The sequence below is a fragment of the Serratia sp. SSNIH1 genome, from assembly GCF_002935055.1.
GTDB classification, from domain to species: Bacteria; Pseudomonadota; Gammaproteobacteria; order Enterobacterales; family Enterobacteriaceae; genus Serratia; species Serratia nevei.
Window position 1 is genome coordinate 143,283 of the sequence record NZ_CP026383.1, and the last position, 15,293, is coordinate 158,575.

Genomic DNA, 15,293 nt, shown 5'->3' on the forward strand with positions numbered 1-15,293 from the left:
GCGCCAAGAGCGTCAGGCATTTTCCCTGGCGGTTTGATGGCCGTTGGCCGACTCTTTTTTCTCCATCGGCAACGGAATATACGCGCGGATCAATAGCCCACCGCGTTCGCTGGTGCCGATATCCAGTTCGCCGTCGTGCGCGTCGATAATGCGCTGCACGATCGCCAGCCCCAGACCGGTGCCGCTGGTGCTGCGCGCGCTGTCACCGCGTACGAACGGCTGCAACAGATGCTTCAATTCTTCCGGCTTGATGCCCGGGCCGTCATCCTCTACCTGGAACCAGCCGCGCTGCAGCTCGCGGCCGCTGCTGACCTTGATCCAGCCGTTGCCGTAACGCGCCGCGTTCACCACCATGTTCACCGCCGCCCGCTTAATCGACAGCGGATGCACGTTCATCATCAGCTCGCCCGGCGACAGCGCGGTTTCAATCACCCGCTCATAGCCGCTTTCCGCCGCGACCACCTCGCCCAAAATGGCGTTCAGATCGCTGCTTTCGGTCGGCATCTCCTGCCCGGTGCGCAGATAATCGATGAACTGCTCGATGATGGCGTTGCACTCTTCGATGTCTTTATTGATCGACTCGGCCAGATAGCCGTCTTCGGCACTCATCATCTCCGTCGCCAGCCGGATGCGCGTCAACGGCGTGCGCAGGTCATGGCTAACCCCGGCCATCAGCAAGGTGCGGTCATCCGCCAGCTGCTTGACGCCCGACGCCATCTGATTGAATGCGCGAGTCACCGACCGCACTTCGGAAGCGCCATACTCGCGCAGCGGCGGCGGAATGATGCCCTTGCCCACCTGCAGCGCCGCATGTTCCAGCTCCACCAGCGGGCGGTTTTGAATGCGGATAAACAGCCAGGCGCCGCCGATCGCCAGCAGCATGATCGCCAGCGTATAGCGGAACAGCGGAGAGAAGTCGCCCTGGTGGATTTCCGTCAGCGGTACGCGCACCCAGATATCGGGCTGCAGCCAGGTTTTCAGCCACACCACCGGGGAGTTCTTGTTCACCTCCACCCGCACATCGGTCGGCCCGCCGAGCTGCTGCGCCATCTGCTGGCTGAGGAACTGGTAGTGCTGCGCCCAGCGCAGGCCGCTCTCCTCCGCCGCCGAGTTGGTGTAGAGAGAGATGCCCAGTTCGCGGTAGATCTCACGGCGGAACGCCGGCGGTACTTCCAGCAGCGTGCCGTCCTCCAGCTGCAGCCGATCGGTCATCAGCATACGCACTTCGTACGCCAATACCTTGTTGAACTGCTGCAGGCTGGGCAGGATGGCGAAGTTCAGCACCACCAGATAGGTCGTCACCAGGCTGACGAACAGCAAGGTGACGATCAACAACAGGGTTCGGGCAAACGAGCTACGCGGTGAAAAGCGCAATCGCCTCATGCCTTGCTGCCGTCCGGGACGAACACGTAGCCGAGACCCCAAACGGTCTGGATATAACGCGGATGCGCCGGATCTTCTTCCACCATGCGGCGCAGGCGCGAGATCTGCACGTCGATGGAGCGCTCCATGGCGCTGTATTCGCGGCCACGCGCCAGGTTCATCAGCTTATCGCGCGACAGCGGTTCACGCGGGTGGCTAACCAGCGCCTTCAGGACCGCGAACTCGCCGCTGGTCAACGGCATCGGTTCGTCTTCGCGGAACATCTCGCGGGTGCCGAGGTTCAGTTTGAATTTGCCGAACGCGATCACCGCCTCTTCCTGCGAAGGCGCGCCCGGCAGTTCGTTAGCCTGGCGGCGCAGCACCGCACGGATGCGAGCCAACAGCTCACGCGGGTTGAACGGCTTAGGAATGTAGTCGTCGGCGCCGATTTCCAGCCCCACGATGCGATCGACCTCTTCGCCTTTGGCGGTGACCATAATGATCGGCATCGGGTTGCTCTGGCTGCGCAGGCGGCGGCAGATGGACAGCCCATCTTCGCCCGGTAACATCAGATCGAGCACCATCAGATGGAAGGATTCACGGGTCAGCAAGCGATCCATTTGCTCAGCGTTGGCAACGCTGCGAACCTGGAAGCCCTGCTCGGTTAAATAACGTTCTAAAAGCGCGCGCAGGCGCATGTCATCATCGACAACCAGGATCTTATGATTCTCTTGCATGGTATTACTCCCAAAGGCTTTATTGCCTGACTCGAATATTGTTAGAAAACCTTGCCATTTGAGACAGCGTTTAATGGTATGTATTCTAGACGAAATTGTTACAAAGCTTATTCTTTTCCCCATTTATCAACAATTTTCATCGAATGTCGACGGGGGTTCGTCAAAATTTCGCCCTTTATCGGCGCAATGTGGGGCGGCGGCCCAATTTTATGCAATTTCGCCACCGGCGAACCGCACGGTGGCGTTTTGAGGGCGAGTCAGGAAGTCTGCAGGAAACGCGCCAGTTGCCGGCGCAGCTGCCGGTTCTCTTGCTGCAGCGTATCAACCCGGTCGAGCAGCGTCAGCGCCATGGCGATCCCCGGCCAATCCAGATCCAGCTCGGCCCGCAGCCTGCGCGCCCGCTGCAGATGGCTCAGCGCCGGGTAATCGAACTCCCAGCTCGGCTGCGCCGGCTCCAGCGGCACGATCACGCCCAGGCCGACGATCTCGACCAGCTCATCCTCTGAAATCTCCACCCTCTGACACAGTTCCACCACGGTGAATGTGATCTCTTTTTTCATCATGTGCTTTACTCCCATTCCGCGCGCGGGTTGAACACCGCCTGTTCAGCCAGTTCTCGCCACAGGGCGCTGGCCTTCTCGTTCGGCTTCGGCGGCATCACCACCTTGAGAATGACATACAGATCGCCGGGCTCTTTCTTGCCCGCCAGCCCCTTGCCCTTGACCCGCAGCCGTTTTCCGCTCTGGCTGCCGGCCGGCACGGTCAACGCGATTTTGCCGGTCAGCGTCGGCACCTCGATGCTGGCTCCCAGCGCCGCTTCCCACGGGGCGAGCGGCGCCACGATGCTCAGGTTGTGGCCATCAATCTCGAACAGCGGATGCGGCGCGAGGCGGATGACCAGATACAGGTCGCCGTTCTGGCCGCCGCCCACGCCGGCAACGCCCTGCCCCTTGAGGCGAATGCGCTCGCCGTCGCCCACACCGGCCGGGATTTTCACGTTCAGCGTTTTGCTGGCTTCGCTCACCTGCCGCCCCAGCTCGTCGAACACCGGCAGCTTGTAGGAGATCTCGCGGCTTTGGCCATGCAGCGTTTCCTCGAGGAACAGCGGCACCTCCATCTCGAGATCCTGGCCGCGGAAGCCATGCCCGCCGTGCGAGTGCGAAGCGGAGCGGTGCCCGCCCGCAGCACGCCCGCCGAACATGCTTTCGAAGAAATCGGAGAAGTCTTGCGCGTCGGCGCCGCCGCCGTGCCATGAAGCGCTCTGCTGATAGCCGCCGTGATCGCCGCGCGCCTGGCGGCCAAAGTTCGGATCGTTGCGGTGCAGCCGGATCTGATCGTACTCGGCACGGCGCTCTTCGTCCTTCAGCACCTCATAGGCTTCGGCCAGCTCCTTGAATTTGCTCTCGGCGTCTTCTTCGGTGCTCACGTCAGGGTGATATTTACGCGCCAGCCGGCGGTAGGCCGTTTTGATGGTTTTCAGATCGGCGTTGGGCTCGACGCCCATCGTTGCGTAGTAATCTTTAAATTCCATGCGGTAATACCTTCAATGTGTTGGGTTGTGCGCCAAAATTCCTTGTCTCTCTCGCCAGATATCCTCCTTTCGTCACATTCCTTTTCCGCTATCGCTAAGCATACTCCCGATTGTTAAAAGCTGCGCAAACTGAATAAAAACCGTGCGACAACGCGCAGGCCCGCGCACCATTTCTAAAGCCCTGCGCATTCACGTACACTGTGGCGGTGGCTCCATAAAGATAAATCACGATGAGAACTCAACTGATAACCCGTGAAGGGTATGACAAGCTCAAACAAGAGCTGGATTACCTCTGGCGCGAAGAACGCCCCGAGGTGACCAAGAAAGTGACCTGGGCCGCCAGCCTGGGCGACAGAAGCGAAAACGCCGACTACCAGTACAACAAGAAGCGGCTGCGCGAAATTGATCGCCGCGTCCGCTATCTGACCAAATGCCTGGAGCAGCTGAAGATCGTCGATTACTCCCCGCAGCAGGAAGGCAAAGTGTTCTTCGGCGCCTGGGTGGAAGTAGAGAACGAAGACGGCGAGACCAAACGCTTTCGCATCGTCGGTTACGACGAGATCTTCGGCCGCAAGGATTACATCTCCATCGACGCGCCGATGGCGCGCGCCCTGCTGAAAAAAGAGGTCGGGGACGTCGCCACCGTCAATACGCCGCTGGGCGAGGCGCAGTGGTACGTGAACGAGATAGACTACCCGAAGTAAGCTTTCAGCTTTTTCCGAACCGCCGCCAACGCCGCCGCCTGCGCAGTTCTCCACGCGGCGGCCGCGCGGCGGCGGCCCGCTCCGCTGGCATTTTCCGCGATCAATCCGTATAACTGTCCCCTGTTTATTCACCGTTCTCAATACAGATACCAGACCTATGAATGACCCACTGAGCCGCATTATTGCAACAGAACTGCAGGCCCGGCCGGAGCAAGTCGACTCCGCCATCCGTCTGCTGGATGAAGGTAATACCGTGCCCTTTATTGCACGCTATCGTAAGGAAGTCACCGGGGGCCTGGACGACACCCAACTGCGCCAGCTGGAAACCCGCCTGGGTTATCTGCGTGAACTGGAAGATCGTCGCCAGACCATCCTGAAGTCGATCGATGAACAGGGCAAACTGACCGAACAACTGGCGGGGGCGATCAACGCCACGCTGAGCAAGACCGAACTCGAAGACCTCTACCTGCCGTACAAACCGAAGCGCCGCACCCGCGGCCAGATCGCCATCGAGGCCGGTCTGGAACCGCTGGCGGACGCGCTGTGGCAGGATCCGCAACAGCAGCCGGAACAGCTGGCTGAACGCTACGTCGATGCCGACAAGGGCGTGGCGGACGTCAAAGCCGCCCTCGACGGCGCGCGCTATATCCTGATGGAGCGCTTCGCCGAAGACGCCGCGCTGCTGGCCAAGGTGCGCGACTACCTGTGGAAAAACGCCCATCTGGTGTCCAAAGTCGTCGAGGGCAAGGAAGAAGAAGGCGCCAAGTTCCGCGACTATTTCGATCATCACGAACCGATTTCTCAGGTGCCTTCGCACCGCGCGCTGGCGATGTTCCGCGGCCGCAACGAAGGCGTGCTGCAGCTGGCGTTGAACGCCGATCCGCAGTTTGAGGAAGCGCCGCGCGAAAGCCAGGCGGAGCTGATCATCATCAATCACCTCAACCTGCGCCTGAACAACGCCCCGGCCGACGCCTGGCGCAAGGCGGTGGTCAACTGGACCTGGCGCATCAAGGTGCTTCTGCACCTGGAAACCGAGCTGATGGGCACGGTGCGCGAGCGCGCGGAAGACGAAGCGATCAACGTGTTCGCCCGCAACATGCACGATCTGCTGATGGCGGCGCCGGCCGGCATGCGCGCCACCATGGGCCTCGATCCGGGCCTGCGCACCGGGGTGAAAGTCGCCGTGGTCGACGCGACCGGCAAGCTGGTCGCCACCGACACCGTCTACCCACACACCGGGCAAGCGGCCAAAGCCGCCGCCATCGTCGCGGCACTGTGTATCAAACATAACGTGGAGCTGGTGGCCATCGGCAACGGCACCGCCTCGCGTGAAACCGAGCGCTTCTATCTCGACCTGCAAAAGCAGTTCGCCGAGGTCCGGGCGCAGAAAGTGATCGTCAGCGAAGCGGGCGCATCGGTGTATTCCGCGTCCGAACTGGCGGCGCTGGAATTCCCGGATCTCGACGTGTCGCTGCGCGGCGCGGTGTCCATCGCTCGTCGTCTGCAGGATCCGCTGGCGGAGCTGGTGAAGATTGACCCGAAATCCATCGGCGTCGGCCAGTATCAGCACGACGTCAGCCAGAGCCAGCTGGCGAAGAAGCTGGACTCGGTGGTGGAAGACTGCGTGAATGCCGTCGGCGTCGATCTGAACACCGCGTCGGTGCCGTTGCTGACCCGCGTGGCCGGCCTGACGCGCATGATGGCGCAAAATATCGTCAACTGGCGCGACGAGAACGGCCGCTTCAGCAACCGTGAACAGCTGCTGAAGGTCAGCCGCCTGGGGCCGAAGGCCTTCGAACAGTGCGCCGGCTTCCTGCGCATCAACCACGGTGACAATCCGCTGGACGCTTCCACCGTTCACCCGGAAGCCTACCCGGTGGTGCAGCGCATTCTGGCCGCCACCGAGCAGGCGCTGCAGGACCTGATGGGCAACGCTTCGGCGGTGCGCAGCCTGAAAGCGGTCGATTTCACCGACGACAAGTTCGGCGTACCGACGGTCACCGATATCCTGAAAGAGCTGGAGAAACCGGGCCGCGATCCGCGTCCGGAGTTCAAAACCGCGACCTTTGCCGAAGGGGTGGAAACCCTCAACGATCTGCAGGTGGGCATGATCCTGGAAGGGTCGGTCACCAACGTCACCAACTTCGGTGCCTTCGTGGATATCGGCGTGCATCAGGACGGCTTGGTGCACATCTCCTCGCTGGCGGACAAGTTCGTTGAAGATCCGCACACCGTGGTGAAGGCCGGCGACATTGTCAAAGTGAAGGTGATGGAAGTCGATCTGCAGCGTAAACGCATCGCGCTGAGCATGCGCCTGGATGAGCAGCCGGGCGAAGGTTCACCGCGCCGCGGCGGCAACGCGCCAGCGCAGGCACGCGACAACGCCAGCCGTTCGGCCGGCGCCAACAAGGCCAAACCGCGCAACGCGGCGCCGGCCGGCAACAGCGCCATGGGCGACGCGCTGGCGGCGGCGTTCGGTAAGAAACGCTAAGTCGGAACCGACAGGGCGGAGCCTGCTCCGCCCTTTCTGATGAATAAAACCTGCGGCATTTTTTGACCCGTCTCAATAAACCGTCATCTTTTTATGTCCCGTTCCTGCGTGACCGTCCTCCCATTATTCAGGCAATAAAAATCCTCTCCGCAGCCATTTATTAACAACTTCGTTAACACGCCTGTTTCATCTCGCGAATTGTGAACGAAACACAAATGGTTACCGCTCGCATTACGCCGGAATAATGTTATTGAATTGCCTTTCGGGGGAAATAAATAAAGGGAAAAAACCATCGAAGTTTGCAAACGAGAAAACTCGGCTACAAATACGTAACTGATTTAACTCGTCATTCTCATTTGTTCCCGCTCGCCAGCGGTGGTAAAACGTCATTAATCTAGGCAACGCCATCAAAAACTGTCGTCGCCATAATAATTGGTTACAATACCCTTACTTTTTGTATTGAACGCGATAATGATAATTACTATTATTTGCGCTCACTTTATTGCATGACCTTATGGATGAATACCGCCGACGGCGTGGCATTTTCGCCGGCAACGTCCAATTATCATCAGTCCGATGTTCATCAGCACCCGGAAGGTTAATCACATGCAGCTTCAACCTAAACGCACGTATAAGATTGTCGGCTTTTCCGGTGAAATTGCGCCGGCCTACCGCCAGAAACTGTTATCGCTCGGCATGCTGCCCGGCTCTTCGTTCGACGTGGTACGCGTCGCGCCGCTGGGCGATCCGATAGAAATTAAAACTCGCCGCGTCAGCCTGGTGCTGCGCAGGAAGGATCTGGCGCTGCTGCAGCTCGACGGCCAGTTCTGAGCCGGCACGCCCTCCGTTTGCCGACGCGCCCTTGCGCCGGCGCTGTTCTCCTTGAAGACGACACGCTGAACTATGAAAAAACTCACCATCGGCTTAATCGGTAACCCGAACTCCGGCAAAACCACGCTGTTCAACCAGCTGACCGGCGCACGCCAACGGGTCGGCAACTGGGCGGGCGTGACGGTCGAACGCAAAGAAGGCCATTTCACGACCCCGCAGTCCGACGTGCGGCTGGTCGATTTGCCGGGCACCTATTCCCTGACCACCATTTCAGAACAAACCTCGCTCGATGAGCAGATCGCCTGCCACTACATTTTGAGCGGCGACGCCGATCTGCTGATCAACGTGGTCGACGCCTCCAACCTGGAGCGCAACCTCTATCTGACGCTGCAGCTGCTGGAGCTGGGCATTCCCTGCATCGTGGCGCTGAACATGCTCGACATCGCCACAAGCCAGCATATCGATATCGACGTCGCCGCGCTGTCGGCGCGCCTCGGCTGCCCGGTGGTGCCGATGGTCTCCACCCGCGCCGACGGCATCGGCGTGCTGAAACAGATGATCGACAATCACCACATCAACGAACAGCAGGCGCTGGTGAACTATCCGCCGCTGTTGCTGAAAGAGGTCGCCACGCTGAGCGACGCCATGCCGCAAACGCTGCCGGCAGTACAGCGCCGCTGGCTGGCGCTGCAGATGCTGGAAGGCGACATCTACAGCCACCGGCTGGCCGGCCCCGCCGTCGCACTGCTGCCTGCGGCCACCCAGGCGTTGCAACAGCAGCAGCAAGAAGACCCGGCGCTGGTGATCGCCGACGCGCGCTACCAGTCTATCGCCGCCCTGTGCGACGCGGTCAGCAACTCGCAGCAGGCGATGCCCAACCGCCTGACCGAGATGCTGGATAAAGTGATCCTCAACCGCTGGCTGGGTGTGCCGATCTTCCTGCTGGTGATGTACCTGATGTTCCTGCTGGCGATCAACATCGGCGGCGCGCTGCAGCCGATCTTTGATATCGGCTCGGCGGCGATCTTCATTCAAGGCATTCAGTGGCTCGGCTACACCCTGCACTTCCCCGACTGGCTGACCGTTTTCCTGGCGCAGGGCATCGGCGGTGGCATCAACACCGTGCTGCCGCTGGTGCCGCAGATCGGCATGATGTACCTGTTCCTGTCCTTCCTGGAGGATTCCGGCTACATGGCGCGCGCGGCGTTCGTGATGGATCGCCTGATGCAGGCGCTCGGGCTGCCGGGCAAATCCTTCGTGCCGCTGATCGTCGGCTTCGGCTGCAACGTGCCGTCCATCATGGGTGCCCGGACGCTGGACGCCCAGCGCGAGCGCCTGATTACTATCATGATGGCGCCGTTCATGTCGTGCGGTGCCCGTCTGGCGATCTTTGCGGTGTTCGCCGCCGCCTTCTTCGGCCAGGACGGCGCCGGGGTGGTGTTCTCGCTGTACATGCTCGGCATTGCGGTGGCGATCCTCACCGGTCTGGTGCTCAAATACACCATCATGCGTGGCGAGGCCTCGCCGTTCGTGATGGAGCTGCCGGTCTACCACGTGCCGCACCTGAAAAGCCTGCTGCTGCAAACCTGGCAGCGTCTGAAAGGCTTCGTGCTGCGCGCCGGTAAGGTGATCGTGGTGGCCAGCATGTTCATCGGCGGCCTGAACAGCTTCTCGTTCAGTGGCAAGACGGTCGACAATATCAACGACTCCGCGCTGGCCTCGGTCTCCAAGGTGTTGACGCCGCTGCTGCAGCCGATGGGCGTCCACAGCGATAACTGGCAGGCCACCGTTGGTCTGGTGACCGGCGCGATGGCGAAAGAAGTGGTGGTCGGCACGCTGAACACGCTGTACACCGCCGAGCACATCAACAAAGAGGCGTTCGACGCCGCCAACTTCAACCTGCTCGATGAGCTGGGCGGCGCGCTGAACGAAACCTGGGACGGCCTGAAAAACACCTTCAGCCTGAGCGTGCTCTCCAACCCAATCGAAGCCAGCAAGGGTGACGGCGAGATGGGCGTCGGCTCGATGGGCGTGATGAGCAGCAAATTCGGCTCCGGCATCTCCGCCTACAGCTACCTGATCTTCGTGCTGCTGTATGTGCCTTGCGTCTCGGTAATGGGCGCCATCGCCCGTGAATCGAGCCGCGGCTGGATGACCTTCTCTATTCTGTGGGGGCTGAACGTGGCCTACTCGCTGGCGACGCTGTTCTACCAGGTGGCCACCTTCAACCAACACCCGCAGTACAGCCTGACGGCGATCCTGGTGGTGCTGGCGGTGAACCTGCTGGTGCTGTTCGGCCTGCGCCGGGCGCGCAGCCGCGTTACGGTGCGCCTGGGCAACGCTACGCCGGCGGCCTGTTGCCAGGGCGCCAAGGGGAGCTGTCACTGATGGCCGGGCTGCTGCAGGTGCGCGATGCACTGGCGCTGCTTGGCAGCGCTCAGGCGCAGCAGCTCAGCCAATCGCTGGCGACGCCGCTGCCGTTGGTGCAGGCGATGCTGGATCGTTTGGCGGCGATGGGAAAAGTAGAGCGTATCGAACAGGATGACGGCGCCTGTCTGAGCGGCAGTTGCAAAGGCTGCCCGCAGGGCCAGGGGTGCAGCACGGTTTTCTACCGGCTGAAGGCCTAACGATCAGGGGCGCCGCAGCGGCGCCCCTTGCCGTTGAAGGCTTATTGCTTGTCTTTGTAAACTTCAGCGATGGCGCTGAATTTACCGTGCTCGCGGCCTGCCAGGATCACGTAGTATTGACCGCCCTTTTCGTCCGCCAGTTTGGACAGCTCATCCTTGGCATCCATCGGCGAGGTGGTCTGCGCCGTGGTGGTCACGGTGCCGATCTTCTCGTATTTACCCGGGTTCTTATCCAGATCTTCCTTGGTCAGCAGGGTTGCCGCCATGGAGCCGAAAGACACCGAACCCAGCACTGTCGCTGCAATAATCATCTTCAATGATTTCATGACACTAACCTCTCAATGGATAATTTATCTGTTATGAAAGCCGTCAAGAATCCATGCGTAGTACAGCAGGCTGCCGCGACATCCTCAGGCCTCGTTGCTTTCCCTGACGGGGCCTGTTTCCCAGAGACGAAACGCCAAAATGAAAAGCGCCGCGCGCGGTCTTTTCATTTTGCAGCCAACGCATTGACTCACTAAGTATCGAACAGCTTTGTCTTTTATCCACCCGGCGGCGTTTTTTTTCGCGCCCTATCGTGCGTTTTCCCGCCGCATTCAATGTGCTGCAATAAACGCTTCGATCATCGTCACAAATTCGTCGGGATGAGAGATAAACGGCGCATGGGCGGCTTTGGCCACGATCTGCGACGTAGAATTCGGCCAGGCGGCGTCGAGCAGCTCGGCGACCTTGCGCGGCACCAGCCCATCCAGATAGCCGTAAATCCGCAGCAGCGGGAGCTCCAGCGCGGCCAACGGCGCACGCAGATCGGCGGTGCGCAGAATCTCCAGCCCGCCGTTCAACACCTCGACGCTTGGCGTCGGCTGGTTGAGCACCACCGCTTTCAGCTGGCGCGCATCCTGACGCGCGCTCTCGGTGCCCAGCGTCTGCAACGCCAGAAAACGCTCGACGGTGCGCTGGAAATCCAGGCTCAGCTGGTGTTGAAAACCGCTCAGCACGTCCGGGCGGATCCCCGGCCACTCATCACGGGCGGCAAAGCACGGCGAGGAAGCCACGGTGATAAGCCCTTTGACCCGCTGCGGTTGCATCAGCGCCGCCTGGCTGGCAACCAGCCCGCCGAGCGACCAGCCTAGCCACCAGGCCTGCGACGGGGCGGCCGCCAGCACGATTTCCGTCATCTGCTCCAGCGACAGGGCGCCGAACCCCTGGCTGCGGCCGTACCCCGGCAGATCGACCAGGTGCAGGCGAAAATGCGGCGCCAGTCGCGCCTGAATGCAACTCCACACTTCGGCGTTCAATCCCCAGCCGTGCAGCAGCACAAGATCGCGTTCGCCTTCACCTATTGTTTGCCAGTACAGCGCTGTCATTGGTTATTGTCCTTTCATGCTTATCCGTCTCGGAGGCTCTATGCTATCAATCCGCAGCCGCTGTTGGCTATGCCGACAGCCGTTGAGCCTGATGCGTCATGGCATCTGCAGCTGCTGCCTGCGCCATCTGCCGGCCAGCCCACCGTGTTGCCCGCGCTGCGGGTTGCCCGCCGGGGAGACGCGAACGCCCTGCGGCCGCTGCCTGCAACGGCCGCCGCCCTGGCAACGGCTGGTGTTCGTTGGCGACTACGTTGCGCCCCTCAGCCAACTGGTAAAGAGGTTCAAGTTTCACCACGCGCCCGAGCTGGCACCGGCGCTGGCGCGCCTGATGCTGTTGCGCTGGCAGCTGGCGCGCAGAGAGCAGTATCTGAACAGACCCGACCTGATTTTAGCGGTACCCTTGCATGCATCACGTTGCTGGCGCCGCGGCTATAACCAGAGCGATCTGCTGGCCCGGCCGCTGGCGCGCTGGCTGGGCTGCCCCTATCGGCCCGCCGCCTTGCGCCGGGTACGCAAGACCGCCCAGCAACAGCGGCTGAACGCCGGAGCGCGCAGGCGCAATCTGCAGCGCGCGTTCATCTGCACCGTCTCGGTCGCCGGCCGGCATATCGCCCTGGTGGATGACGTGGTGACCACCGGCAGTACCGTCGCGGAGATCGCGGCGCTGCTGCGGCGGCAAGGCGCCGCCTCGGTGCAGATATGGTGCGTTTGCCGCACGTTGTAGTGCCACGGCAATGGGCGTATTATAACCGACTATAGAAGTCAACTATTGAGCTAATGCTATGATCCGTATAACAGATGCTGCACAGGAACACTTTGCCAAACTGCTGGCAAATCAAGAAGAAGGCACCCAAATCCGCGTATTCGTGATCAACCCGGGCACGCCGACGGCCGAATGCGGTGTCTCTTATTGCCCGCCGGACGCGGTAGAAGCGACGGATACCGAACTGAAGTTCGACAAACTGTCTGCCTATGTCGATGAGCTGAGCGCGCCGTATCTGGAAGACGCCGAAATCGACTTCGTGACCGACCAGCTGGGTTCTCAGCTGACGCTGAAGGCGCCGAACGCCAAAATGCGTAAGGTCGATGACAACGCGCCGCTGATGGAGCGCGTGGAATACGTGCTGCAGTCGCAGATCAACCCACAGCTGGCGGGCCACGGCGGCCGCGTGACGCTGATGGAGATCACCGACGACAACATGGCGATCCTGCAGTTCGGCGGCGGTTGCAACGGCTGTTCGATGGTCGACGTCACGCTGAAAGAAGGCATCGAGAAAGAGCTGCTGCAGAAGTTCCCGGAGCTGAAGGGTGTGCGTGATTTGACCGAGCACCAGCGCGGCGAGCACTCCTACTACTGATTCCCCTTCTTACTTGAAGTTGCAGCGTTGTTGGCTGCGTGCGCGCCCCCCAGTCACTTACTTAAGTAAGCTCCTGGGGATTTACGCACTTGCCGCCTAGCTGCAACTCCAATTAATTCGGGTATCCATCATTTGGATAGGGCTACGGTCCTCATCCTTTGTCTTAATACAACGGCACTTGACCGTCACCCCACCGACACCTTGCGCCGCCGTTTGTCCAAATCCTTCAGCAGCCGGTTTATCCGCGGATCGGCGAACATCTCCTCCAGCGTTTGGGTCAGCTTGCGCCGCCAGTTAGGGTACTGGTCACTGGTGCCGGGAATATTGACCGGATCGGCCATGTCCAGCCAGTCTTCCGGCTGCAGGCCGAGCAGGGCGCTGGCGCTGTCGGCGACATAACGCTGCAGGCCGCGGTTAAGCAGCGGGCTCATGCCGAGCAGCGCCGCCCTCTTGCCCACCTTCTGCGGCACGCAGCCATAGCGATGCAACCCGTCAAGCAGCCCTTGCTTGGCGCGTTCCCGATCGGCGAACAGCTCCCGCAGGATCTCCGCGTCCGGATAGAGCCCCAGTCGGTTGCCCAGCGTCAGATCGCCGCTTTGCCAATAGCCGCGCAACGTCGGCAGATCGTGGGTGGTGATGGTCGCCATCGCCTGCACCGGATAGGCCTGCGGCGCGCGGAAATGGTGTTCACCGTCGCTTTCGAAATACAGCACTTTGTAAGAATAGACGCCACTGTCGCGCAGCTTGCCGACGATCTCTACCGGCACGGTGCCGAGATCCTCGCCGATCACCATGCAGCGGTGGCGCTGGCTTTCCAGCGCCAGCACCGCCAGCAGATCGTCCACCGGGTATTTGACGTAGGCGCCGCGATCGGCGGTTTCGCCATAAGGGATCCACCACAGCCGCAGCAGCGCCATGACGTGATCGATACGCAGCGCGCCGCAGCTGGTCATGTTGGCGCGCAAAAGATCGATGAACGGCTGATAACCGCGCGCCGCCATCACGTGCGGATCCATCGGCGGCAGGCCCCAGTTTTGCCCCAGCGGCCCCAGGATGTCCGGCGGCGCGCCGACCGACGCTTTCAGGCAGTACAGCTCGCGGTCGCACCAGGTTTCCGCCCCGCCTTCCGCCACCCCGACCGCCAGATCGCGATACAGACCAATCGGCATCTGCTGCTGCCGGCTCTGCTCAAAACACTGCGCAAACTGCGTGGCCGCCAGCCATTGCAGCCACAGGTAAAAGCGGACTGCGTCCTGATGTTCGTCGCAGAACTGCCGCACCGCTTCGCTCTGCCCCCGCCGATAGCCCTCGGGCCAGGCCGGCCATCCCCACTGGCTGGCGTCTTTGGCCGCCAGGTGGGCATGCAGCGCGTCGAACGCCGCCTGCTGATACAGGCTGTCGCCGCCCTCAGTCACGAACCGTTCGAACGCCTGACGCTGCGCGTCGTTCGGCTTGCGCGCCTGAAACAGCGGGAACGCCAGCTTCAGCGCCGCCAGCTTCAGCTGCATCACAGCGGTGTAATCCACCCACTCCGCGGCGCGCGCCTTGGCCAACTGCTTCTGCGTCGCCGGCTTCTGCCACCAGCGCTGCGCCGCATCGCTGCGCTGGAAATCCTCCACCGCGTTGACGTCGATATACGCCAGATTCAGCCAGCGGCGCGACGAGGGGCTGTAAGGGCTGGCGCTCTCCGGGTTGGCCGGATACAGCGCATGGATCGGATTGAGACCGACGAAGGCACCGCCGCGCTCCCCCACCTGCTCCACCATCAGACGCAGATCGCCGAAATCGCCGATGCCCCAGTTGCGATCGGAACGCAGCGTATACAGCTGAACGCAGGCGCCCCACAGTTTCTTGCCGGTCAGCAAGGCGTCCGGCTCGAAGCAGCGCCTCGGCGCGACGATCACTCGGCATGGCCACTGCCGTGCGCCCTGGCTCAGCGTCAATTGGTGATACCCCGCCGGCAGGTCGCCGGGCAGCGTCAGGGTCTTGCGCGCGCCGACGCGCCCCTGCAGGCATTCGCCGTCTTCACGCTGCAGCGCCCACAGGTAGTCGCCTTCGCCCGCCGGGGTCAGCGCCAGCGGCGCGCCCTGATAGAACACCTTGACCGCCGGCAACGGCGATGCCGCCCCTTCCTGCGCGGCATCGGCCCGGCTCATGGCCGCCAGCAGCTTGCGCTTGGTCTCCGGCTCAATCGCCTGCCGCTTGCCGTGGGCATTGATGAAATCGGCAGCGATCCCCGCCTGCGCTGCCGCCTGATCGATACGCTTACGATCCATTCGCTCTCC

14 protein-coding genes are annotated in these 15,293 nt (G+C 61.6%); 7 read left to right on the forward strand and 7 right to left on the reverse strand.

Features of this window, described 5'->3' with window-relative positions:
- Nucleotides 1-12: 12 nt before the first annotated feature.
- From envZ to cbpA, 4 genes are all read right to left on the reverse strand, one after another.
- Nucleotides 13-1,383, reverse strand: coding sequence for a two-component system sensor histidine kinase EnvZ (gene envZ / locus C3F38_RS00750; protein WP_038881686.1), 1,371 nt, complete (start codon nucleotides 1,381-1,383; stop codon nucleotides 13-15).
- Nucleotides 1,380-2,099 (reverse strand): two-component system response regulator OmpR, encoded by a 720-nt coding sequence (gene ompR / locus C3F38_RS00755; RefSeq protein WP_004709363.1) that lies wholly within the window; start codon nucleotides 2,097-2,099, stop codon nucleotides 1,380-1,382. Before ompR ends, envZ begins: the two co-directional genes overlap by 4 nt.
- 257 nt (nucleotides 2,100-2,356) lie before the next feature.
- Nucleotides 2,357-2,662, reverse strand: coding sequence for a chaperone modulator CbpM (locus C3F38_RS00760; protein ID WP_038878171.1), 306 nt, complete (start codon nucleotides 2,660-2,662; stop codon nucleotides 2,357-2,359).
- Nucleotides 2,663-2,667: 5 nt separating this feature from the next.
- Nucleotides 2,668-3,630 (reverse strand): curved DNA-binding protein, encoded by a 963-nt coding sequence (gene cbpA / locus C3F38_RS00765; protein ID WP_055312368.1) that lies wholly within the window; start codon nucleotides 3,628-3,630, stop codon nucleotides 2,668-2,670.
- Nucleotides 3,631-3,860: 230 nt separating this feature from the next.
- Here cbpA and greB point away from each other — a divergent pair, with 230 nt between their 5' ends.
- The 5 genes from greB to C3F38_RS00790 all read left to right on the forward strand — a co-directional run bounded on the left by greB (nucleotide 3,861) and on the right by C3F38_RS00790 (nucleotide 10,283).
- Complete coding sequence (gene greB, locus C3F38_RS00770; protein ID WP_038878177.1) at nucleotides 3,861-4,334, forward strand: transcription elongation factor GreB; 474 nt, start codon at nucleotides 3,861-3,863, stop codon at nucleotides 4,332-4,334.
- Between the two features lie 157 nt (nucleotides 4,335-4,491).
- A complete protein-coding gene (locus C3F38_RS00775) occupies nucleotides 4,492-6,825 on the forward strand; it encodes a Tex family protein (RefSeq protein WP_048232085.1) in 2,334 nt (777 codons plus the stop codon).
- A 606-nt stretch (nucleotides 6,826-7,431) separates the two neighbouring features.
- Entirely contained in the window at nucleotides 7,432-7,656 is a 225-nt protein-coding gene (feoA, locus tag C3F38_RS00780; protein WP_047730823.1) for a ferrous iron transporter A, read from the forward strand.
- Nucleotides 7,657-7,728: 72 nt separating this feature from the next.
- The gene (gene feoB / locus C3F38_RS00785; RefSeq protein ID WP_049272751.1) at nucleotides 7,729-10,044 is read left to right on the forward strand and encodes a Fe(2+) transporter permease subunit FeoB; all 2,316 of its coding nucleotides are present in this window, start codon (nucleotides 7,729-7,731) and stop codon (nucleotides 10,042-10,044) included.
- Nucleotides 10,044-10,283 carry a FeoC-like transcriptional regulator gene (locus tag C3F38_RS00790; protein ID WP_048232091.1) on the forward strand — a complete coding sequence of 80 codons (240 nt, stop codon included), beginning with the start codon at nucleotides 10,044-10,046 and terminating at the stop codon, nucleotides 10,281-10,283. The genes feoB and C3F38_RS00790 overlap by 1 nt, the downstream gene beginning before the upstream one ends.
- A gap of 41 nt (nucleotides 10,284-10,324) precedes the next feature.
- Here C3F38_RS00790 and C3F38_RS00795 read toward each other — a convergent pair whose 3' ends face one another.
- Nucleotides 10,325-10,609: a YdgH/BhsA/McbA-like domain containing protein gene (locus C3F38_RS00795; protein ID WP_038878189.1), complete on the reverse strand. Its 285-nt coding sequence runs from the start codon at nucleotides 10,607-10,609 to the stop codon at nucleotides 10,325-10,327.
- 270 nt (nucleotides 10,610-10,879) lie between these two features.
- Nucleotides 10,880-11,650, reverse strand: a complete 771-nt coding sequence (bioH, locus tag C3F38_RS00800) for a pimeloyl-ACP methyl ester esterase BioH (protein ID WP_055316955.1) — start codon at nucleotides 11,648-11,650, stop codon at nucleotides 10,880-10,882.
- 40 nt (nucleotides 11,651-11,690) lie between these two features.
- Here bioH and gntX point away from each other — a divergent pair, with 40 nt between their 5' ends.
- Both gntX and nfuA read left to right on the forward strand, forming a co-directional pair.
- On the forward strand, nucleotides 11,691-12,374 hold the full coding sequence (gene gntX / locus C3F38_RS00805) for a DNA utilization protein GntX (protein ID WP_038878194.1): 684 nt from the start codon (nucleotides 11,691-11,693) through the stop codon (nucleotides 12,372-12,374).
- 58 nt (nucleotides 12,375-12,432) lie between these two features.
- Nucleotides 12,433-13,008, forward strand: coding sequence for a Fe-S biogenesis protein NfuA (gene nfuA / locus C3F38_RS00810; protein ID WP_033631902.1), 576 nt, complete (start codon nucleotides 12,433-12,435; stop codon nucleotides 13,006-13,008).
- 185 nt (nucleotides 13,009-13,193) lie between these two features.
- On the opposite strand, the gene malQ is transcribed toward nfuA, so the two are convergent.
- Entirely contained in the window at nucleotides 13,194-15,284 is a 2,091-nt protein-coding gene (gene malQ, locus C3F38_RS00815) for a 4-alpha-glucanotransferase (protein ID WP_055311832.1), read from the reverse strand.
- Nucleotides 15,285-15,293: the final 9 nt, after the last annotated feature.